General features: G+C 41.8%; 19 protein-coding genes and 1 riboswitch. Of the genes, 14 read left to right on the top strand and 5 right to left on the bottom strand.

Annotated features, from left to right (window positions below; genetic code table 11):
* Positions 1-57 precede the first annotated feature (57 nt).
* From MHH61_RS05330 to MHH61_RS05315, 4 genes are all read left to right on the top strand, one after another.
* Positions 58-669 (top strand): trimeric intracellular cation channel family protein, encoded by a 612-nt coding sequence (locus tag MHH61_RS05330; RefSeq protein WP_024423463.1) that lies wholly within the window; start codon positions 58-60, stop codon positions 667-669.
* Positions 670-981: 312 nt separating this feature from the next.
* Positions 982-2,997, top strand: a complete 2,016-nt coding sequence (locus MHH61_RS05325; RefSeq protein ID WP_125586079.1) for a Na+/H+ antiporter — start codon at positions 982-984, stop codon at positions 2,995-2,997.
* Positions 2,998-3,061: 64 nt separating this feature from the next.
* Positions 3,062-3,931 carry an ROK family protein gene (locus MHH61_RS05320; RefSeq protein ID WP_103131839.1) on the top strand — a complete coding sequence of 290 codons (870 nt, stop codon included), beginning with the start codon at positions 3,062-3,064 and terminating at the stop codon, positions 3,929-3,931.
* 69 nt (positions 3,932-4,000) lie between these two features.
* The gene (locus tag MHH61_RS05315) at positions 4,001-4,846 is read left to right on the top strand and encodes an aldo/keto reductase (protein ID WP_024423460.1); all 846 of its coding nucleotides are present in this window, start codon (positions 4,001-4,003) and stop codon (positions 4,844-4,846) included.
* 39 nt (positions 4,847-4,885) lie between these two features.
* Here the strand turns inward: MHH61_RS05315 and modB are convergent, their stop codons facing one another.
* The 4 genes from modB to MHH61_RS05295 all read right to left on the bottom strand — a co-directional run bounded on the left by modB (position 4,886) and on the right by MHH61_RS05295 (position 8,903).
* Positions 4,886-5,551: a molybdate ABC transporter permease subunit gene (gene modB / locus MHH61_RS05310; protein ID WP_125586081.1), complete on the bottom strand. Its 666-nt coding sequence runs from the start codon at positions 5,549-5,551 to the stop codon at positions 4,886-4,888.
* A complete protein-coding gene (gene modA / locus MHH61_RS05305; protein ID WP_125586083.1) occupies positions 5,551-6,327 on the bottom strand; it encodes a molybdate ABC transporter substrate-binding protein in 777 nt (258 codons plus the stop codon). Before modA ends, modB begins: the two co-directional genes overlap by 1 nt.
* A 115-nt stretch (positions 6,328-6,442) precedes the next feature.
* Positions 6,443-8,293: an LTA synthase family protein gene (locus MHH61_RS05300; RefSeq protein WP_024426040.1), complete on the bottom strand. Its 1,851-nt coding sequence runs from the start codon at positions 8,291-8,293 to the stop codon at positions 6,443-6,445.
* 124 nt (positions 8,294-8,417) lie between these two features.
* Positions 8,418-8,903 carry a metal-dependent hydrolase gene (locus tag MHH61_RS05295; protein WP_125586085.1) on the bottom strand — a complete coding sequence of 162 codons (486 nt, stop codon included), beginning with the start codon at positions 8,901-8,903 and terminating at the stop codon, positions 8,418-8,420.
* Between the two features lie 171 nt (positions 8,904-9,074).
* Between MHH61_RS05295 and MHH61_RS05290 the strand changes: the two genes are divergently transcribed.
* From MHH61_RS05290 to MHH61_RS05280, 3 genes are all read left to right on the top strand, one after another.
* On the top strand, positions 9,075-9,503 hold the full coding sequence (locus tag MHH61_RS05290) for a MarR family winged helix-turn-helix transcriptional regulator (protein ID WP_024423455.1): 429 nt from the start codon (positions 9,075-9,077) through the stop codon (positions 9,501-9,503).
* 81 nt (positions 9,504-9,584) lie between these two features.
* On the top strand, positions 9,585-9,728 hold the full coding sequence (gene sspJ, locus MHH61_RS05285; protein WP_024423454.1) for a small acid-soluble spore protein SspJ: 144 nt from the start codon (positions 9,585-9,587) through the stop codon (positions 9,726-9,728).
* Between the two features lie 121 nt (positions 9,729-9,849).
* A riboswitch (Lysine riboswitch) is annotated at positions 9,850-10,028 on the top strand.
* A 191-nt stretch (positions 10,029-10,219) separates the two neighbouring features.
* Positions 10,220-11,626: an amino acid permease gene (locus MHH61_RS05280; protein WP_125586087.1), complete on the top strand. Its 1,407-nt coding sequence runs from the start codon at positions 10,220-10,222 to the stop codon at positions 11,624-11,626.
* 46 nt (positions 11,627-11,672) lie between these two features.
* Here MHH61_RS05280 and MHH61_RS05275 read toward each other — a convergent pair whose 3' ends face one another.
* Positions 11,673-12,611 carry an iron-hydroxamate ABC transporter substrate-binding protein gene (locus MHH61_RS05275; protein ID WP_125586089.1) on the bottom strand — a complete coding sequence of 313 codons (939 nt, stop codon included), beginning with the start codon at positions 12,609-12,611 and terminating at the stop codon, positions 11,673-11,675.
* 259 nt (positions 12,612-12,870) lie between these two features.
* Between MHH61_RS05275 and MHH61_RS05270 the strand changes: the two genes are divergently transcribed.
* From MHH61_RS05270 to MHH61_RS05240, 7 genes are all read left to right on the top strand, one after another.
* Positions 12,871-13,923 (top strand): iron ABC transporter permease, encoded by a 1,053-nt coding sequence (locus tag MHH61_RS05270; protein ID WP_125586091.1) that lies wholly within the window; start codon positions 12,871-12,873, stop codon positions 13,921-13,923.
* Positions 13,924-14,946, top strand: a complete 1,023-nt coding sequence (locus MHH61_RS05265; protein ID WP_048237425.1) for an iron ABC transporter permease — start codon at positions 13,924-13,926, stop codon at positions 14,944-14,946.
* Positions 14,947-14,966: 20 nt separating this feature from the next.
* Positions 14,967-15,782: an ABC transporter ATP-binding protein gene (locus MHH61_RS05260; protein ID WP_024423449.1), complete on the top strand. Its 816-nt coding sequence runs from the start codon at positions 14,967-14,969 to the stop codon at positions 15,780-15,782.
* Positions 15,783-15,956: 174 nt separating this feature from the next.
* Positions 15,957-16,679, top strand: a complete 723-nt coding sequence (locus MHH61_RS05255; RefSeq protein WP_024423448.1) for a response regulator transcription factor — start codon at positions 15,957-15,959, stop codon at positions 16,677-16,679.
* A gap of 3 nt (positions 16,680-16,682) precedes the next feature.
* Positions 16,683-18,437 carry a HAMP domain-containing sensor histidine kinase gene (locus MHH61_RS05250; protein ID WP_125586093.1) on the top strand — a complete coding sequence of 585 codons (1,755 nt, stop codon included), beginning with the start codon at positions 16,683-16,685 and terminating at the stop codon, positions 18,435-18,437.
* Positions 18,438-18,571: 134 nt separating this feature from the next.
* Entirely contained in the window at positions 18,572-19,999 is a 1,428-nt protein-coding gene (uxaC, locus tag MHH61_RS05245) for a glucuronate isomerase (protein ID WP_125586094.1), read from the top strand.
* A gap of 66 nt (positions 20,000-20,065) precedes the next feature.
* A complete protein-coding gene (locus tag MHH61_RS05240; RefSeq protein WP_125586095.1) occupies positions 20,066-21,076 on the top strand; it encodes a LacI family DNA-binding transcriptional regulator in 1,011 nt (336 codons plus the stop codon).
* Positions 21,077-21,094: the final 18 nt, after the last annotated feature.

Genomic DNA, 21,094 nt, shown 5'->3' with positions numbered 1-21,094 from the left:
TATACATTAAGGGAGTAGTGTTAGATGATCAGATAAAGGTAAGGAGATAAGCGGAAAATGGCATGGGAAGTCTTAAGTATCATTGGCATTGTCGCATTCGCTATTAGTGGCGCGATTGTGGCAATGGAGGAAGAGTACGATATTCTTGGTGTGTACATTTTAGGGATTGTGACAGCATTTGGCGGTGGAGCGATTCGGAATCTATTAATTGGTCTGCCGGTGTCTGCTTTATGGTCACAGGGCAAAATGTTTACGATTGCCCTTGTATCCATTACGATTGTGTTTCTTTTTCCAAAGCTTTTGCTCAAGCATTGGAGCACATGGGGGAATTTCTCAGATGCGATCGGTTTAGCAGCGTTTGCGATTCAAGGCGCATTATTTGCTGTGCAAAGAGAACTCCCGCTCAGTGCAGTTATTGTGGCAGCCATTTTGACTGGAAGCGGCGGCGGAATTGTGCGTGATTTATTGGCAGGGCGGAAGCCGCTTGTGCTAAAAGCAGAGATTTACGCCGTATGGGCAGCCCTTGGCGGCTTATTCGTCGGACTCGGCTTAGCGCAAGGAGAGCTTGCATTATATCTGCTGTTTGTCATCCTCGTCGTATGCAGAGTTTGTTCCTACTTATTCAAATGGCGTCTTCCCGCCAGGTCTTATTTTTTAAATAAAGGGTAAAACGAAAAAAGGGCGATTCCGCTCTTTTTTGTGTTTAATAAGAGCTGAATATCAGCAGATGATGGAGTTTTCGTGTAAAATAAAAGCAGGGTCTTTTGTTCATCATTTGAACAATACATATGATGAAAATTTTGTCAGCTGGCTGAATATCTAGATTCAGCCTTTTTTTGCCTAGATGGATTGTTATGTGTTGGTTTCACTTTTTGCGGAATACTAAAAAAGCACTTCTGAGCGGACGGATGGATGAAATGAACACATCTTTGCATGTAAGCAAAACTTGACGAAAAATATACATAGGAGGGACATGTACTAGTGGAGATTTTTTTGGCAGTGCTTGTACTACTGGCACTCATTGCAGTATCTAATATTATCAATCGTTTTGTCCCCTTTATTCCCGTTCCGTTAATTCAAGTGGGCTTAGGAATATTGGTGGCAGCTTTTCCTTCAGGTTTACATATTTCTTTAAATCCTGAACTCTTCTTCGTTCTATTTATTGCGCCGCTGTTATTTAATGACGGGAAGCGTACCCCAAGGGACGAGCTATGGAAATTAAGAGCACCGATTCTTCTTTTAGCGCTTGGTCTAGTGTTTGCGACCGTCATTGTAGCGGGATATACCATTCATTGGATGATTCCAAGCATACCGCTTCCAGCCGCATTTGCGCTTGCAGCGATTTTATCACCGACAGATGTGGTGGCAGTAAGTGCTTTATCCAGCCGTGTGAATATGCCAAAGGGCATCATGAGACTGCTGGAAGGCGAAGGGCTGATGAACGATGCCTCAGGACTTGTCGCCTTTAAATTTGCCATTGCTGCAACGGTGACGGGAGCATTTTCAATTGCTCAGGCATCCTTTAGTTTTGTACTGATTGCAGCAGGCGGGTTATTGACTGGATTTATTCTATCCTTTTTTATCATTCGTTTTCGCTATTTTCTCCGCCGTTTAGGAATGGACGATGTCACAATGCATATCATCCTGCAAATCCTTACACCATTTGTGATTTATTTAGCAGCGGAAGAAATCGGTGTATCCGGAATTTTAGCCGTTGTGGCTGGCGGTGTGACACATGCCATTGAGCAAGACCGAATGGAAGCGAATTTAGCCAAACTGCAAATTGCTTCATCAAACACATGGAATATTATTTTATTTATTTTAAACGGACTTGTTTTCGTTTTACTTGGATTGCAGATTCCGGATGTTTCTACAGTCATTTTCCAAGATGAATCCTTTAACAACATGCAGGTAATTGGCTACATCTTAATTATTACGCTATGTCTCATGGTGCTGCGGTTCTTATGGGTATGGCTGTTCTGGGCAGGAAAATGGAGTGCAACAAAAAAGCAAAATGTGAAAAAGCCGAAGTTTCGCGCCTCGATGCTCATGACATTCTCTGGTGTCCGCGGGGCTGTGACATTAGCCGGTGCCTTCTCTATCCCATTTACGCTCGCGGACGGATCACCATTTCCAGAGCGGCATTTGATTATCTTCCTCGCAGCAGGCGTCATCTTATGTACACTCATTTTAGCCAGTGTGTTACTGCCTCTTTTATCTGAGAAAAAAGACAAACAAGTCGACGTGGACTTGGATACAAAGATTCAGCATGCGAAACGGAAGCTGCTGAGAAGCGCGATTAAAACGCTAAAAGAAGGGATGAATGAGGACAACAGGGAAGTATCCCTTGCACTCATCAATGATTACCGAATGAAGCTGAGAAATATCCAGCGTGAACCATACCAATTCGGGATGAGAAAACAAGAGCGAAAAATCAGACTGCACGGCATCAAAGCAGAACAGATGAAACTTCAACAATTAATTGATGAAGAGAAAATTGACAAGGAAGAAGCCTATGAGCTGCAAGAGAGATTTCATGAGCTGGAAATGCTGTATTCAAACTCCTTCAAAATCCGTTTTTCAAAGGTGAAGTTTCTCCGCTTGCTTCAATGGCTGCAATTATGGCGGCCGAATCAGCACATTTCAAGCGGTATTTTAGAAAAAGAGGACGCGTACAAACAAATCCGTAAGAGAACGGCTGAGGCTGCGGTAGACTCGATCAAACAGCATATGACAGATGAAAACCAGCAAACATGCCACCAAGTGATTGGTTTTTACAACCAAGTGATTTACCGCTGTGAACACGGTCCAAGCTTCTTCCAGCAAAAAGACCGTTCATTTGACCGGAAGAAAAAAGAGCTTAACTTCCAAGCTGTACAGTCGATTCGAAATGAAATTCAAACCTTATATGAAGATGGTGAGATCAATCGTGATATTGCCCATCATTTAAGGGAGTATATCAATGACATGGAAGCTGTTCTGCTCACCAATACGTGATGTTGTCATCTTCTCCCTCGTGTTTTATGATGAAGAAAGAGAACGAGCAGAGGGGAGATCAATGATGGCGTATTATGGAGCGATTGAAGCTGGGGGTACAAAATTTTGTTGTGCAATCGGCAATGAGCATGGAGACATCTTAGAGGAAATGACGATTCCGACAGAGCACCCAGAGAAAACAATACAGCAGCTTATTCCATTTTTTAAGCAGCATGACATTGCAGCATTAGGGGTTGGCTCCTTTGGACCCATTTGTGTTCAAAAGGATGATCCTTCATACGGTTATATTATGAACACGCCGAAAGTGGAGTGGAAGCATTATCCGTTCATTCCCGAGCTTGAGAAGCAATTAGGTGTCCCAGTATCCTTTACAACAGATGTCAATGCCGCAGCACTAGGTGAATTAACAAAAGGGGCAGCCAAAGGGCTAAGCAGCTGTTTGTATATCACGGTCGGTACAGGCATTGGTGCGGGAGCTGTTGTGAAAAATGAGCTTCTACACGGCCATTCACATCCTGAGATGGGACATATCCTTATCAGACAGGATGAATCAGATCCGTTTGCAGGTGTCTGTCCGGCACATGGAAATTGCTTAGAAGGGCTGGCAGCTGGACCAGCGATTGAGAAAAGGTGGGGAAAACCCGCCAAAGAGCTTACGCAGGAAGAAGCGGTTTGGGCACTTGAAGCGGATTATTTAGCGCAGGCGCTTATGCAGTACTCACTCATTTTAAGCCCAGAGCGCATCATCATGGGCGGAGGCGTCATGAAGCAAAAGCAGCTATTCCCACTCATTCGAGAGAAGCTGGCTGCTTATGTCAATGATTATGTGGATATGCCGCCGCTTGATACATACATTGTCTCCCCCGGGCTTGAGGACAAGGCTGGCATGACAGGTGCACTGCTCTTAGCCGTCGAAGCGAAGAGAAACGCCTGATAATAGAGTTTTGAAACACAACATGAGATAATGAAAGAGATGGAATCTATAAAAAAGGTGGTTGTTAAAATGGTCAAAAGCTTGAATGATACCGTAACATTGAATAACGGAGTCGAAATGCCTTGGTTTGGTTTAGGTGTATTCAAAGTGGAGGACGGCAATCAAGTGGTAGATGCCGTAAAAGCAGCCATACGAAACGGATATCGCAGCATTGATACGGCAGCTGTTTATAAAAATGAGACAGGCGTAGGAAAAGCGATTAAAGAATCTGGCGTGAAACGAGAAGACTTATTTATCACATCTAAAGTATGGAACACAGATCAAGGCTATGAAAAAGCGCTTGAAGCATTTGACGCAAGCTTAAACCGATTAGGTCTTGATTACTTAGACCTCTATTTGATTCATTGGCCTGGACCAAATGCAGATACATTTAAAGACACATGGCGCGCACTTGAGAAGCTTTATAAAGATGGGAAAGTCAGAGCCATTGGAGTCAGCAATTTCTACATTCAGCATTTAGAAGAGCTGTTAAAAGATGCTGAGGTTGTTCCAGCTGTGAACCAAGTGGAATTTCATCCGAAACTGACACTTGTTGAACTGCGTCAATATGCAAAGGAAAAAGGCATTCAGATTGAGGCATGGTCTCCGTTGATGCAAGGGAAGCTATTAGATCATGACGTATTGAAAGACATTGCTGCACGCTACAACAAATCTGTTGCTCAAGTCATCTTGCGCTGGGATCTGCAAAGCGGTGTCGTGACAATTCCAAAATCAATCAATGAAGAACGCATTAAACAAAATGCAGACATCTTTGACTTCGAGCTTTCCAAAGAAGACATGGAAAAAATCGATGCATTAAACAATAACGAACGCGTCGGCTCAAATCCAGAGACGATGACGGTTGGGTTTGAATAAATAATAAAATCCTCTTTCTTATATGAGAAAGAGGATTTTTTACGTACTGCTTCGGCGCACAGCCAAGAGCATGATAAAAGATAGGATCACAATACAAATCGTCCAAGCCCAAGCAAGCTCCATTCGTCCAGAATCAATTGCCACATAGATAGCGGTTGGGAGTGTTTGCGTTTTTCCTGGGATGTTGCCGGCAAACATTAAGGTCGCCCCGAATTCTCCAAGGGCTCTAGCAAAGCTGAGGACGCTGCCTGACAATAGAGAAGGCAGGGCAAGTGGTACTGTTATATAGGCAAAGACTTGGAATGAATGAGCACCATCTACTTTTGCAGCCCCTTCAATATCTGACTCAATCGTAGAAAATCCAGCTTTTGCAGATTGATACATAAGGGGGAATGCCACAACCGTCGATGCAATAACTGCCGCCCACCATGTAAAAATGACAGGTTGGTGGAAGATCCATTCAATCACGCCTCCGATCAAGCTATGCCTTCCGAATATGACGAGCAATAAAAACCCTACAACTGTTGGCGGAAGGACAAGCGGCATCATCAAAAGCGTTTCTACGATCATTTTCCCCTTAAATGAAGTTCGCGCCATCCAATAGCCAATCATTGTACCAAAAACTGTTGCCAGCAGCCCGCTCACAACGGCAACTTGCACGGACAGCCAGATGGGAGAAAGGAATTCTTCAGTGAGCATGGGCATTATGTCACTTGAAAGCCGTACTTTTTAAAAATGGATTTGGCTGCTTTTGATTGAAGAAATTGAAAAAAGGACTTGGCTTCCTCTAACTGTTCTGTCCCTTTTACGATCCCTACTGGGTAAATGATCGGGGAATGCATGTCCTGATTGGCTTCAGCTGCAATCTTTACTTTTTTGGAAACGAGGGCATCTGTCTTATACACAACACCTGCTTCCACATTTCCTGTTTCTACGTAGCTTAAAACCTGCCGTACATCCTTGCCGTACACAGCGTTCTTTTTCACTTGATCCCAGATGTTCAGCTTTGTGAAAATCTCTTTGCCGTATGTACCAGCGGGAACGGATTCAGGTGTGCCAAGAGCAACCTTTCCTTTTATGTGCTCGACGTCTTGAAAGCTTTTAATAGAGGAAGAGTGATCTTTTGGCACAATGAGTACAAGCTCATTTTGGATAGCATCCTTGATAAAATGTTGATCGATGTCTCCAGATTTCACAAGCTCATCAAAGGGCGCTTCAGCTGCAGAGAAAAAGAGATCGGCCTTTGCCCCTTGCGCAATTTGCTGCTTTAATGCGCCGGATGACCCGAAATTATTTGTTAATATCACATTCGGATGCTCATCATTATAAGTAGATTCAATTTCCTTTAGTGCATCCTGAAGACTTGCCGCAGCTGAAATGACAAGCTCAGTTTTTTTGGTTGTATCCGATGACTTCATCTCTGTTTGACACCCGCTCAGGAGCAAACAGATGGCGATGAAGGCGAAGAACGCATACTTCATGTTCACACCTCTTATTATTCAATATCATCTGTATCCTTTATTATAAGCAAACTTATTTGACCATTCATAGGCTTTCAGTAAAAAGAGAAAAGAAAAAGCCGCCAGAAGGCGACTTTTAATGCTGATAAAAACGGAGCAAATTCCCATTAATCACTTTGTCTGATAAGGAAAGCTCTTTATTGGCTTTTTCGATATAAGGCTGACACACCTCATCCTGTTCAACAGGCTCTTTTGTTTTTTGATCATAGCAGGTGTTCTTTGTATAGAGATAATCATCTGTAATAAAGTTCCCGTTTCTCAAAACAGCAAAAGGCGTCCGTTCGTTTGAAAATAAGTCATTGCCAAATTGAATGGCATCCTTCGTTTCAATACCGAGTAAGTGCAGGAGTGTCGGCTTCACGTCGATTTGCCCAGCTGTTTCAGAAATTGTCTGCGGTGCTTGATCTGTGACTCCCGGAATGTAAATCAAAAAGGGAACCCGCTGCAATTTCACAGCATCAAACGGTGTGATTTCATCTTTATTGAGCAGCTCTGCCATTGCCTGATGATGTGCCTCGGAGATGCCATAGTGATCCCCCATGAGAACAAACATTGTATTGTCATACAGTCCTTCTTCTTTCATACGTTCAAAAAATGTCTTAATGGCTTCATCCTGATAGCGGACGGTCGTCACATAGCGGTTTAAAATGGCGCTGGACGAATCATATTCATCAATCAATTGATCGTTTGGATCGATTTCAAATGGAAAGTGATTGGTCAAGGTAATGAATGTGCTGTAATAAGGTGCCTTCAACTTTTTTAAATAATCAATGGATTGGTCAAAGAAGTCGATATCCTTTAAGCCCCAGCCAGTTGAATTCTGTTCATTGACTTGATACGAATCGACATCATAAAAGCGGTCAATCCCAAACGATTCATACATCACATCACGATTCCAAAACGTTTTATTATTCGCATGAAATTGGACGGATTGATAGTTCTTTTTTTTCAACTGCTTGTATAACGTGTCGTATTCGTTGTCACTCGCTGTGAAAAAGACAGCGCCGCTGCTAGATGGATAGAGGGAATTTGCGACAATAAACTCTGAATCCGACGTCTTTCCTTGCTCAGTCTGCTGATAAAATTCATCAAAATAAAAACTCTTTTTAGCGAGTTGATTTAAAAAGGGGGTGATGTATTGTCCATTCACCTTTTGATCAACGACAAATTGCTGGGTTGATTCGAGTGAAATGAACACAACGTTCTTGCCTTTAGCAAGTCCAAAGTACTCTTCGTTTGGTGCACTGTAATCAGCCTTTGTGTAGTTAGCTACGGTTGAAAGTGTATCTTCATCTGCAAAGGCTTTTTGTCCAATTCGCGCTGTTTGGGCAGCGCCGTCATACAGGTGGAACTGGAACAGCCCAAGGTTTCGTACAATCACTTCTCGATCATAAGAGCTTGTCAGAAAACGAGGGTGATCCATCATGGCTGAACTGACATGAAACAATAGAAAGCTGCAGCACACGGCATAATATGTTTTGATCGTCTTGAAGGAGGCTTTTGGCGCTAAAGGTTTACGTTTTAACAGCCATGCCAGTACCACGAAATCAATGAGCATCAGCAAAAACAGCGGGTGGAACAATTCTGTCATACTGCTGCCCATATCCCCCATGTTTTTCGCTTGGAATAATACAGGGATCGTAATGAAATCAATATAAAATCCATAAAAGATCGTATTCGCTATGAGAATCGCCGTCAAAATAAAATTTGCGGTCAATAAAAAAATCTTTTGCTTCTTTTCATTTAAAAAAAGAGCAATCCCAAACAAAGGGAGCAAAAAGCTAAGTGGATTGATCAAAAGCAGCCATTCATGAAACAGATTGGCCGTTCTTATGTGAAATCCGAATTGATATATGATGTATGTTTTCATCCACATGAAGAGGATGGAATACACTAAAAACCAGTGATTTTTGAAGAACGCTTTCATTTATGTAGCTCCTCATCATTCTGTATTCAGCTGCAAGGCAAAAACACTTATCTTAAACCTACTAAAAAAATGAGGAATGATCAATTCATATCCTGTGTTTTTCGGAAAAACTCTTTTTAATTCATTAGAATGGGATGGATATGCCGCAGATGATGGCGATGTAATAGCAGGTAACGACGGTAAGAGCAGCTAGTACGACTTGTTCTCCTGTGCTGCCTGTTTTGACATAGAAGGGAAGACGCACTTTAATGGAAGCTGGAAATAAAAATTTAATCCCGTTCACTGTTCCTGCATCCAGGATGAGATGACTTGCCATCCCGACTAGTAAACCGATACTTAGGCTGTCATTTGGAATGTATGTTGTCGCTAGAAAATAAATGATCAGCAAAAATAATAAACTGTGTGTAAACGTGCGATGACCGAATACACTGCTGATCAGTGCCGAGAGCAGCGGGAATTTTCTGCCGATTTTACTTTTTGTATGGCAAAGATCAGGGATCAGGGCACCAACTGATCCAGCAACAGCCATCGTCACTGGGTCTAATCCATAATAGTAGGCAACGGCTGTAGAGGCGGCAACTCCGCCCATGATGTGTGTTTTTCCTGTCATGATGCGTACTCCTGTTCTATCTTTAGTTCAAGTACTCACTATATCAAGGGTGGATTTATTCAGCAAGGCTTATTTCTAAAGAAAAAGAGGCCAAAATGGTTGGCTGAATGGAAAAACATTCTATAATAAGGGAGAAGTCATGTTGATACTAACGATAAGGATGCGATTCGGATGGGTAATGCAGACATTTTAAAAGAAATTGTTCTTGTACATTATGAAGTCAGCCGTAAATTAAACCGCAAGTTACTTGAGTTAGAGAAAGACATCACGCCCCCGCAGATATATGCTCTTTCTATTTTGATACAAGGCAAAGTATCACATGCCGAAGAGCTGAAGCAAAGACTCTCTTTAAACCCTGGTGCAGCCTCTATTGCACTCAATAAATTATGTGAGCAGGGTTATATTCAAAGAGAACGGGACAAGGACGATTCATCACTTGTTCGTTTAGAAGTCACGGAAAAAGGGATGGCGATTTATGAAAAGCATACACGTCTTTTCGGAAAAGTGATTCAGCATATGATGTCAGACTTCACAAAGGATGATTTAAAAACCTTTCTGTCGTACTTGCAAAAAATGAGACAGACCTTTCATGATGATTGAGCCTCTTCCCTTGTATAATGCTGAGCGCTGTAGCGCAAATTAAACAGGCAACCGCATTATATGAAAAGGGAGGAAACAGCGATGTCATTTTTCCAAAAGGATAAAAAGGCGAAAAGTGAGAAAAACCATCAGCAGGTAGATCAGCTGTTAGAGGAAGCAAGTAAAGAGCTAGCAGGCGATCCGCTTCAGGAAGCTGTACAAAAGAAGAAAAACAACCAACAATAAGCAGGTAAAGGGCAGAGAAACCGTTCTCTGCCTTTTTTCTATGTTTTTCCCTTTGACAGATGTGAGAATGTTTGATAACCTTCGTGTAGTAAAAATGAATAGAAATCCTCACGCTATGTCTCAGTGAGGTAGAGGTTGCGCGGATGATGAGTCACTCATAGGAGAGATGGAATCGTAGATCATGAGAAAAAAGGCATCAGCGCCGAAGTGTAAAGAGAGCTCCAACTTTCTTTATGCTGGGTCTGCATTGAATAAATGCAGGACTGCCACGTCTTTGAAGCGTGGAGGGCTATCCGGAGATCAAGGTGTATGTTTTGAAAAGCATGGACTTTTGTTCAGGCTTTTTTTTATGTTCTGAGTAACAAAAATAAGGGTATGCTGTGAATAAGTAATCCATGATGAACATAAAGAATGCAAGTCATTGCTTCACAAATATATCAATGAAGATACTGCCGGGTCTGGTCCAAAGTGAATAAAACGGAGGTACGGAAATGGAACAGACAAAAAAATGGGGTTTTTGGTTATTGACGGCTTTTGTCGTCGGAAATATGGTAGGTTCAGGCATTTTTATGCTGCCAAGTACGCTTGCCCAGCACGCCAGTCCTTTAGGTGTGACGATGGCATGGCTTGTCACAGGCGGCGGTGTGCTGATGATTGCGCTTGTATTTGGGCATTTGTCCATTCATAAGCCGCAGCTGACGGCTGGACCACAGAGTTATGCAAGGGCGCTTTTTAAAGATCCGAAAAAAGGGAAAGCGGCCGGTTTTACAATGGTTTGGGGATATTGGGTGGCAAGCTGGATTAGTAATGTCGCAATTATTACAAGCCTTGCTGGTTATTTGACGACTTTTTTCCCTATTCTCACCGTGAAGACTGAAGTTTTTACCTTTGGAAAAGAAGCGGTCACACTTGGCCAGCTCATGACGTTTATCGTATGTACCCTTCTTCTATGGGGAACACATACCATTTTAATCACTAGCTTAAGTGCTGCAAGTAAATTGAATTTTATTACGACCTTTTCGAAGGTGCTTGGATTCGTCCTTTTTATTGTGGCGGGATTATTTGCATTTCAAACGGCATTATTTGAACATTATTACTTCCCAGTTGAAACAGGCGGAAAAGGAGTGCTCGGACTTGGTGGCCAAATTCATCATGCGGCTATTTCCACACTATGGGCATTTATTGGGATTGAATCAGCTGTCATTTTATCAGGAAGAGCATCCTCACAGCGTGATGTGAAACGTGCGACGATTACAGGTCTTTTAATCGCACTTTCGATCTACATGATTATCACATTGATTACAATGGGCGTTCTGCCGCATGATCAATTGCAAGGCTCTGACAAACCATTCGTGGATGTGCTTCAGCTTATTATTGGGCCAGCTGGCGGAATTGTCATGGCACTGCTGGCGATTATTTGTTTGTTTGGTTCGATGCTTGGCTGGATTTTACTTGGTTCAGAAGTACCGTATCAAGCAGCAAAGGCTGGTGATTTTCCAGCAGTATTTGCAAAAACAAACAAAAAAGGAAGCCCTGCTTTCGCTTTGACTGTTACAAATATTATGTCACAGCTGTTTATCTTCTCTGTGATGTCACGTACGATTAATGAAGCTTTTACCTTTTTAACCACATCAGCGACACTTGCGTATCTTATTCCGTATATTGTGTCTTCCATCTACAGCTTTAAGGTCATCATGCAAGGTGACACATATGAGCTTCAAAAAGGAAATCGAACAAGAGACGGTATCATTGCACTTGTTGCGATGGGATATTCAGCTTGGGTCATTATTTCAGGAACAGCCGACTTGAAAACTTTTGGTCTTGGAATCGGTCTATTCTTAGTGGGTATTTTGCTTTATCCACTTATGTCAAAAGGATTTGCCAAAGAAACGGTATAGGATTAGGATAAGGAAGACGTTTCTCCATCTCTGGAGAAACGTTTTTTTATGATGCAGATGTCAATCGGTCCACAATGAACTCTAGCTGACCTTCTAGTGACACTGGGTCATTAAAGAAGTAACCGACGGGATCTATTTCAAATACACGTTTATTTTTGACGGCAGGAAGTGATGTCCAAATGCTGCTTTGATATACTTGGTCACCATTACTTTTTGAGCCGCTCCATGGACCTGTGAAAATATAGTCGCCTGCGAATTCTGGCAGCTTCTCAAGAGAAATGTTTGCATAGCCGACACCGCTGTCGATCGCTTCTTTTTTGACGGCCTTCGGTGCTTTTAATTTCAGCTCGTCATAAATGATTTCGCCCCCGCGGCCGAAGGTGTTTCCAAAAATATAAATACCTTTATCAAATGGCGATACGATCGAAACCGTTTTGCTGCCGACCGCTTTTGTTACCTTTGGTTTCACCTCAGCAATTTTGGTATCCCATTTCGTGATCCATTCTGTTGCTTTTTTTGGTGTACCTGTCATTTTACCGAATTCTTTTAACTGGTCTTTGAAGGAATATTGGTTGTATTTAACCGCTACAGTTGGGGCGATTTTTTTGTATTGATCAAACTTCTCGTCTTCTCCCCATGCAATAATCATATCTGGCTTCAAAGCGGCTACCTTTTCGACTGATGGGGTCCTTCCGAGATTTTCCACTCCATCTGTTTTCCCTTTATAAAAAGGGTTTTTAAAGATGGGTGAAGTTGTAGCAACCGGCGTCTTGCCGAGCGTGACGAGGTCCCCGTAATAGCTTTCTGCAAGAAGCACTATTCGTTTCGGATTTTTCGGTAGCTTCACTTCACCTTTGGCATCCTGATAGGTGATCATGTCATTCTTTTTTGCTGCAGATTGTTTATTTGAAGTGCTGCCGCAGGCGGCTGTAAAGATCATAAGGATGGATAAAGAAATCAAAAGAAATCCAGTTCGTTTTTTCACAAAAGTTCTCTCCTATTCACTTTCCTTTGATAATGATTCTCATTTTCAATTTTATCGTAACATGGTAGGAACAAAAATGCATCGGCTAATTTAGAACCAAAAGAAAAATGATGAAATTCTCACAGTTTTTTGCCGAAAATAAAGAAATTTATCAGAACAGTGATTTCAAAAAGAAAAGAAAGTGATATACTAGACTTCGAGATTGATAATCATTATCACTAATACAGAATAGACATGAACGGAAAGGAAGAGACTGGTTTTGGGCTCACAATCGAATAAACAGCTGCCAGCCAGCGATGATACGATCGATATTGTCACGAAGCCTTTTGGAACAGCAGCTGTTATCATCATAGGAATGATCGCTTTAGCATTTGGTCTTTTTTTATCAGTATCATTAGGAGCGGCAAACATTCATCTACAGACTGTATGGGAAGCCGTTTTTCATTTTGATCCAGATCAAACTTCACATCAAATTATTCGGGAATTGAGGCTGCCGCGTACAGTTGGAGCTGCCCTCGTCGGTGCCTTTTTAGCCGTATCAGGTGCCATTATGCAAGGGATGACAAGAAACGCGCTTGCGTCACCTGAGATTATGGGCGTGACAAATGGCTCCGCATTTGCGATTGCCATTGCATTAGCATTTTTCCCTGGCCAATCTTCTTTTACATTAATTCTTTGGTCATTTGTTGGAGCCGCACTCGGTGCCTCTATTGTATTTGGTGTCGGTACTATGTCAAAAGGGGGGCTGACTCCTGTAAAGCTCGCACTAGCTGGTACAGCGGTTGGAGCACTTTTGAGCTCCATCTCCTCAGCCATTGCCATCCGTTTTGACGTCGCTCAGGATATGAGCTTTTGGTATGCTGGCGGAGTAGCAGGTGTGAATTGGAGTAACATTCATATCATCATTCCAGTTGCCATTGCAGGACTAATCATTGCAATGATCCTTGCCCGTTCGATCACGGTTTTGAGCTTAGGTGAAGAACTGGCGAAAGGACTTGGACAATATACAAAAACGGTCAAGGTGCTTGGTATATTGGTTGTTATTCTTTTAACGGGTGCTGCCGTGTCGGTAGCAGGCTCTATTGGTTTTATTGGGCTTGTGATCCCTCATGTCACTCGATTCTTGGTTGGAGTGGACTACCGCTGGATTATCCCATGCTCCGCTATTTTAGGGGCCACTTTGTTAATTTATGCAGACATTGCTGCAAGACTGGTCAACGCTCCGTTTGAAACGCCAGTCGGTGCCATTACAGCGATTATAGGCGTTCCTTTCTTCTTATACTTAGCTAGACGTGAAAGGAGCGGGATTTAAATGGAAATGGTGCAGCAAGCAAAGAAAAAGAAATATCAACGAACGATGCTCATGATCTTTTTCGCGATCGTAGCTGTGTTTCTCATTAGTTTAAATACCGGAGAAATTCGAATCTCTCCGATGGATACATTGAAAACACTTTTTGGATTCGGAAGTGAAATGGATGAACTCGTATTATTCGAGTTCAGGCTTCCAAGAATGGTCATCGCTTTACTTGTCGGCGCTTCTATCGCTGTATCAGGAGCGATTTGGCAAGGTGTTTCTCAAAATGGTTTAGCTGACCCGGGTATTCTCGGTGTCAATGCCGGTGCTGGTTTTGCCGTTGTGCTATTTATCTTTGCATTTCAAGGCACGATGACAAATTTAGGTGATTTTACGATTTTTGTACTGCCGCTTTTCGCGTTCGTAGGTGCAGGCTTTGCTGCATTTCTCATCTATGTGTTAGCGTGGAAAAAAGGCATCACACCTGTTCGATTGATTTTAACTGGTATTGGTGTGAATGCTGCGTTTTCAGCAGCAATTGTGGTCATCCAGTTGAAAATGAGCCCAAATGATTTTAACCAAGCCATCGTGTGGTTATCTGGAAGCATTTATGGCTCGAGCTGGACGTACGTCTTATCTGTTCTGCCATGGATGCTGATTTTCCTTATATTAGCGCTTGTCAGATCACGCTACTTAAACATTATGAATTTAGGTGATCAGCTGTCCTATGGATTGGGCATTTCTGTTCATAAAGAAAGAAGCCTTCTCATGCTGATTGCCGTTGCATTAGCAGGTGCGAGTGTTGCTGTTGCAGGAAGTATCTCTTTCCTAGGATTAGCCGCACCGCACTTAGCTAGAAAGCTTGTTGGGCCAAAGCATCAAGGAATGATACCGGCCTCCGCGCTGATTGGCGCGCTGTTATTATTACTGGCAGATACAATTGGCCGCGTCATCCTTGCACCATCAGAAGTGCCAGTTGGCCTTGTCGTTTCTGCTTTAGGCGCACCTTACTTCATTTACTTATTGATGAAATCGAACTAATGAGGAAGGAGAGACAACATATGAAATCACTCGAAACAGAAAAGCTTTGTATCGGTTATCAAGACCGTTTGATTGTAGAAGATTTGAATGTCAGTATCCCAAAAGGCAAGGTGACAACACTGATTGGACCGAATGGCTGCGGGAAATCAACCATTTTAAAAACGATGTCTCGTATAATGAAATCCAATCGAGGAGCTGTTTACTTAAATGGCAAGGCTATCCACGAGACGCCGACAAAAGAAATTTCAAAACAAATGGCGATCTTACCGCAAACGCCCGAAGCACCAAGTGGATTGACAGTGTATGAGCTCGTGTCATATGGACGTTTCCCGCATCAAAATGGGTTTGGCCGCTTATCAAATGAAGATAAACGAATCATTAGGTGGGCACTTGAGGAAACGGGAATGATTGCTTTTCATGATCGGCCAATTGAAGCACTTTCCGGTGGACAGCGTCAGCGTGTATGGATTGCGATGGCACTTGCCCAAGAAACAGAGCTGCTCCTATTAGATGAACCTACGACGTATTTGGATCTTGCACATCAGCTCGAGATTCTTCAGCTGTTAGAACGCTTAAATAGGGAGCAGGGCCGAACTGTGTTGATGGTCATCCATGATTTGAATCATGCGGCGCGTTTTTCACATTACATGATTGCCCTCAATCAAGGGAAAGTCATAAAAGATGGTACGCCTCATGAGGTCATGACCAAAGATGTACTCAGTCGGGTATTCCATATTGATGCAGAAATTGTGCTTGATCCTAGAACGAATAAGCCGATCTGTTTAACATATGACTTAATGAATCATGAACGAAAGCTAGAAGCTGTGAATGGATAATAGATGTATAGGAACCCGGTGCAGCTGCCGGGTTTTTTTGCATGTTTAAAACCTCCTAGTCCTGCCATTTTCTCCAGTTGATATTTTTTCGCTTTTATGCAGAAAAGAGGTACTTTTTTACTTTAGACAATGGTAATATACGGTTAGAGATCATGCTAGAAAGGAAAGAGATGCGTGGAAACAGCAAAAATATTGATTGCAGATGACGAAGAAGCAATTGTGAAAATGGTTGAACGCGTATTAAAAAAAGAAGGATTCAAGCATATTTATAAAGCCTACCATGCAGATGAAGCATTAGATATTGTCAAAAACGAGGACATCCACCTCTTACTTCTAGATGTAATGATGCCCGGTAAGTCTGGTTTTGACGTTCTGCCTGAAATCAGAAAGTTAACGAAAGTGCCTATTTTCTATTTAACTGCAAGAACGTCTGATGTCGATAAACTGACGGGCTTTGCACAGGGGGCAGATGATTACATCACGAAGCCATTTAACCCGCTTGAGCTAGTGGCTAGAATTAAGGCTCACCTAAATCGAACATATATCTCCTTACAGGAGGAGCAAGAAGACACTCAAAGCCAATATCATTATGCCCATTTCTCCTATCATCCTCATGCAGCCGAATTGAAAGTAAGAGGAGAGGTGACGGCATGTTCTGCTCAGCTTCTTTCTTTGCTGAAGTACTTTTGTGACCATCCGAATGTGGTACTCTCAAAAGATCAAATCTATGAGAAAGTATGGGGCGTCCCATCATATGGTGATAACAACACTGTCATGGTTCATATTCGAAAGCTGAGAGAAAAGATTGAATTAGATCCGAGTCAGCCAGAATATATTGTGACGATCCGTGGTATGGGATATAAATTTATACCCCACCCTGCAAAGGTCCTTCAATAATTTATGAATTTACGAGCAAAACTTTTCTTTCACTTTGTCGGACAAATGTTTATTGTGATTGCCATTCTGACGATCGGCAATACGTTCTCTGAGAACTTATATTTAAATAAATACTATGAGAACATGACCGAAACTGGTTTAACAAAAGCTGATGGAGATACACTCATGAGCTGGCTTTATTTTAACGAGGATGGAAAAATGGAAGCCGACGATCAGCTCAAGCAAGCAGTGGAAAAAAGAGACGGCTGGCTGCAAGTGATTGATTCAAAGAAGAATACCGTTTATAGCTATCACCGCCCTAAATCAATTCCAACATCTTATCAAAAGGATGAAATGATCAAGATCTTTGAAAAAAGACAATTTAAAGATTACAAGATGTACTTCTGGCCAATTGAGATTGATCAAGAAAGTTTTACTGTGTTATATGGGTTCAAAACGAACAGCACAAAGGTAGCCAATTATCTGAAACAGCACGAGAAAAATTTGGCTGCATTATCTCAATATTCGATTGAAACGAAAGAATTCTTGAAGAGAATGAATGGATCGGTTCATTTGTTCAATGACGAAGGAAAATATTTAAAAGGCATTCGAGCCAACACAGATTTGAAACATAACGTAACAGATGTTGAACTGCTCAAGTATCAATCGAAGCCTTGGGAGTTTAGAAGTGATCTGTCTTATATGAAAGTGAATAAAAACCTGTATATTATTGTTTCGGTACCAAATAAAGTATACAGCCCGGACGAGCTTTACGATAAAGAGAGAGACGCTTTAAATCAATATACAACCATCTTAATTGCAGGTCTTGCACTCACTATTATTATTGTCATGACATTATGGTATTCGTATCGTTATGGGCTGCCAATTTATCACATTATTCGCTGGCTGATTTTCTTATCAAAAAATAAATTGCAGGAACCAACAAATAGAAAGGGAATTCCAGTCAGCAAAAATAAAAAAGGCCGTATTAAACGGGAATACCGATTATTTGAGGATATCCTAAAAACAATGGAGCAGCTTACACTTACATTAAAAGAGAATGAAGCAAACCGAAGAAAAATTCAAACCACAAGGGAAGAATGGATTGCAGGATTGTCTCATGATTTGAAAACGCCTCTAAGTACGATATACGGCTATGGACTCATGCTTGAATCCGATCAATATCAATGGTCCAAGGAAGAAGTCATGGAAATGGGACAGGTGATTCGTGAGAAATCAGAATACATGTCGACACTGATTGAGGATTTAAACCTCACGTACCGATTGAAGAATGGTGCCCTGCCTATTAATCGGAAACCGGTTGAACTCAGTGAATTTTTAGCTTCCATTATGGACGAGTTTTCAAGAAGCTCTTCTTCTGAGGATTATCCATCCTCCTTTGAAGATCAAACAGATGGTGTCATATTTGAGATCGATAAAGCATGGTTCAGACGAGTGATTGAGAACCTGCTGGCGAATGCAGTGAAGCATAACGAAAAAGGCACACATATTACAGCTGTTTTATCTGAAACAAATGAAGAAGTTCGAATCGAAATGAAAGACAATGGCCGCGGAATGGCACAGGAAACGGTGGATCACCTATTTAACCGCTATTACAGAGGGACAAATACAAACGACCCAACGAACGGAACAGGTCTCGGGCTTGCGATAGCAAAAGAGCTCGTCTTGCTGCATGACGGTGATATTCAAGTTGAAAGTGAACTAGGCATTGGAACAACTATTGCGATTATCCTAAAAAAATCATCACCTGTAAAATAGTCAAAAAACGATTTTCTTTTCTAAAGGAGTCGTTTTTTCCTGTTTTAGGATTGAAATCAATTTTGTAAACGATTACAATAAAATTGTTAACGTGAACAAATCGATTTTATCTATAAGAGAGATGGGGGAGTTTGATGAAAGCCTTTTTAGATGAGCATTTTTTACTCAACAGTCAAACGGCGGAAAAGCTATACCATGAGTTTGCAAAGGACCTTCCAATTATAGATTACCATTGTCATTTAAGCCCCAAAGAAATCTATGAGAATAAAACCTTCCATAATATCACCGAAGCATGGCTTTACGGAGATCATTATAAATGGCGTGCCATGAGAGCAAATGGCATACCCGAATCGCACATCACAGGGGATGCCTCAGACTATGAGAAATTTCTGGCGTGGGCGAAGACTGTTCCCATGACCATTGGTAACCCGCTCTATCACTGGACTCATTTAGAGCTGAGACGATATTTTGGAGTTGAAGAACTTTTAAACGAAAAAACCGCACACATCATCTGGCAAAAAGTAAATGAAAAGCTGCAAGGAGAGGGTTTTGGTGCAAGAGACTTCATTGTGAAATCGAACGTTGAAACAGTCGTGACAACAGATGATCCAGTCGATTCGCTTTGTTATCATCAAAAACTGCGGGAAGAAGGATTCACTGTGCAAGTACTGCCCGGATTTCGGCCTGACAAGGCACTAGATATAACGAATCACCTATTTACAGGGTATGTTCACGAACTGGCAGAGGCTTCATCTACTTCAATACAATCCTATCAAGACTTTTTGACAGCTCTCCTCGCAAGAATTGATTTTTTCCATGAACAAGGCTGCTTGATCTCAGATCATGCTATTAACGAAATGACGTTTGAAGAAACGACGGAAGAAGAAGTGGAAGCCATCTTTCATAAAAGAATGTCTGGTCATTCATTGACAGAAAAAGAGAAGATCAAATTTAAAACACAAACATTCATTCAGCTAGGTCAGGCTTACTATGAGCGGGGTTGGGCAATGCAGCTGCATATCAATGCGCTTAGGAACAACAATACGAAAATGTTTGAGCGGCTTGGGCCAGATACAGGGTATGATGCGATGAATGATGAAGACATTGCCAAGCCGCTTTGCAGAATATTAGACCGTTTAGATCAAGAACAGGCACTGCCAAAAACCATTCTCTATTCCTTGAATCCTCGGGACAATGTTGTGATTTCCACATTGGCTGGAAGTTTTCAAGACGGGACGACACCTGGGAAGATCCAGCACGGCACAGCTTGGTGGTTTAATGATACGAAACAAGGGATGACAGAGCAGATGATGGCTCTATCCAGTATTGGACTGATCAGCCGTTTCATTGGGATGCTGACAGATTCACGAAGCTTTTTGTCGTATACAAGGCATGAATATTTTCGAAGACTGCTATGCGATATCATCGGAGATTGGGTAGAAAAAGGAGAAGCCCCTTATGATCTTGAACTGTTAGGGGGAATCGTGAAAGGAATCAGCTATGAAAATGCCAGGCAGTATTTTCAATTTGACCGGGCAAAGCAGCTCCAGCATCCAAACTGAATGACATGAAGAAAATGAAAGCGGTTTTATGATAAGATGGTAAAAAATCATAAAAGGCGGAATAGCATGACAGTCACAATTAAAGACATAGCAAAATTGGCAAACGTCTCTCATACCACGGTATCAAGGGCTTTGAATAACAGTCCTTTTATTAAAGAGAAGACAAAACAAAAGATTTTGTCGATTGCAAAACAGCTGAATTATTCACCGAATGTCCATGCGAGAGGCCTAGTATCACAAAAATCATTCACAATTGGTCTGTTTTTTACGAGTTTAACTGAAGGCACATCTTCAAGCTTCTTTGTGGATGCGTTAAAAGGTGTCAATAGCGTCATGACAGAGCATTATAATCTCTTTGTAAGAGGAATTGACGACTTTCACGATTACACAACCATTCATAAACAACGCTACGATGGCATTTTGCTCATGAGTCAAAGCGAACATGATGAAGCATTTATCCATCATGTGAAAAAACAGGGCATTCCCATCATTGTGCTGAATCGCCGTGTAGAAAGTCATGAGGTCATGAATATATTAGCAGATGATAGTCAAGGAGCTTACCAGGCTGCACACCATTTGATTCAGGAAGGTCATGAACAAATCGCCATCATTGAAGGGAAAGAAGGCTTTAAATCAACTCAAGAAAGAAAAACTGGTTTCCTGCAAGCGCTAATTGATCACCAAATACCTATGAAGAAAGAATATATGATGAAAGGCGATTATCATATGAAAAGCGGCTATGAATCAATGGAATCGCTGCTGGCCCTTGATGAACCGCCAACAGCGCTCTTTTGCTCAAACGATGACATGGCGATTGGTGCAATGAATGCATTATTTGCAAAAGGCAAAACGTGTCCAGGTGATATTTCTATTATTGGTTTTGATGATATTGCTTTTTCGTCCTATACCACACCTGCATTGACAACGGTGAAAAAACCGATTGAAAAAATGTGTGCACTTGGAGCAGAAGCTATCCTTTCAGTAATAAACGGTGAAGAGCAAGAAGAGGATCATATGGAAAAAGTGTATGTCCACACAGAGCTGATGATTAGAGATTCAGTCAAAAAGGTGCCGTAATCAGCACCTTCTTAGAAA

It is taken from the genome of Bacillus sp. FSL K6-3154, assembly GCF_040869395.1.
Classification (GTDB): domain Bacteria; phylum Bacillota; class Bacilli; order Bacillales; family Bacillaceae; genus Bacillus; species Bacillus safensis.
Note: the sequence above shows the minus strand (reverse complement) of the source record. Positions and strands in the feature narration are given on the sequence as shown.

Excerpts from the sequence above, each read along its gene's own strand:
- MHH61_RS05330 (WP_024423463.1), top strand. The coding sequence starts at position 58 with ATGGCATGGGAAGTCTTAAGTATCATTGGCATTGTCGCATTCGCTATT.
- MHH61_RS05295 (WP_125586085.1), bottom strand. The coding sequence starts at position 8,903 with ATGACAGGAAAAACACACATCATGGGCGGAGTTGCCGCCTCTACAGCC.
- MHH61_RS05260 (WP_024423449.1), top strand. The coding sequence starts at position 14,967 with ATGAAATCACTCGAAACAGAAAAGCTTTGTATCGGTTATCAAGACCGT.
- MHH61_RS05265 (WP_048237425.1), top strand. The coding sequence starts at position 13,924 with ATGGAAATGGTGCAGCAAGCAAAGAAAAAGAAATATCAACGAACGATG.
- modB (WP_125586081.1), bottom strand. The coding sequence starts at position 5,551 with ATGCCCATGCTCACTGAAGAATTCCTTTCTCCCATCTGGCTGTCCGTG.
- MHH61_RS05240 (WP_125586095.1), top strand. The coding sequence starts at position 20,066 with ATGACAGTCACAATTAAAGACATAGCAAAATTGGCAAACGTCTCTCAT.
- MHH61_RS05315 (WP_024423460.1), top strand. The coding sequence starts at position 4,001 with ATGGTCAAAAGCTTGAATGATACCGTAACATTGAATAACGGAGTCGAA.
- uxaC (WP_125586094.1), top strand. The coding sequence starts at position 18,572 with ATGAAAGCCTTTTTAGATGAGCATTTTTTACTCAACAGTCAAACGGCG.
- MHH61_RS05250 (WP_125586093.1), top strand. The coding sequence starts at position 16,683 with ATGAATTTACGAGCAAAACTTTTCTTTCACTTTGTCGGACAAATGTTT.
- MHH61_RS05320 (WP_103131839.1), top strand. The coding sequence starts at position 3,062 with ATGGCGTATTATGGAGCGATTGAAGCTGGGGGTACAAAATTTTGTTGT.
- sspJ (WP_024423454.1), top strand. The coding sequence starts at position 9,585 with ATGTCATTTTTCCAAAAGGATAAAAAGGCGAAAAGTGAGAAAAACCAT.
- MHH61_RS05300 (WP_024426040.1), bottom strand. The coding sequence starts at position 8,293 with ATGAAAGCGTTCTTCAAAAATCACTGGTTTTTAGTGTATTCCATCCTC.
- MHH61_RS05290 (WP_024423455.1), top strand. The coding sequence starts at position 9,075 with ATGGGTAATGCAGACATTTTAAAAGAAATTGTTCTTGTACATTATGAA.
- MHH61_RS05280 (WP_125586087.1), top strand. The coding sequence starts at position 10,220 with ATGGAACAGACAAAAAAATGGGGTTTTTGGTTATTGACGGCTTTTGTC.
- modA (WP_125586083.1), bottom strand. The coding sequence starts at position 6,327 with ATGAAGTATGCGTTCTTCGCCTTCATCGCCATCTGTTTGCTCCTGAGC.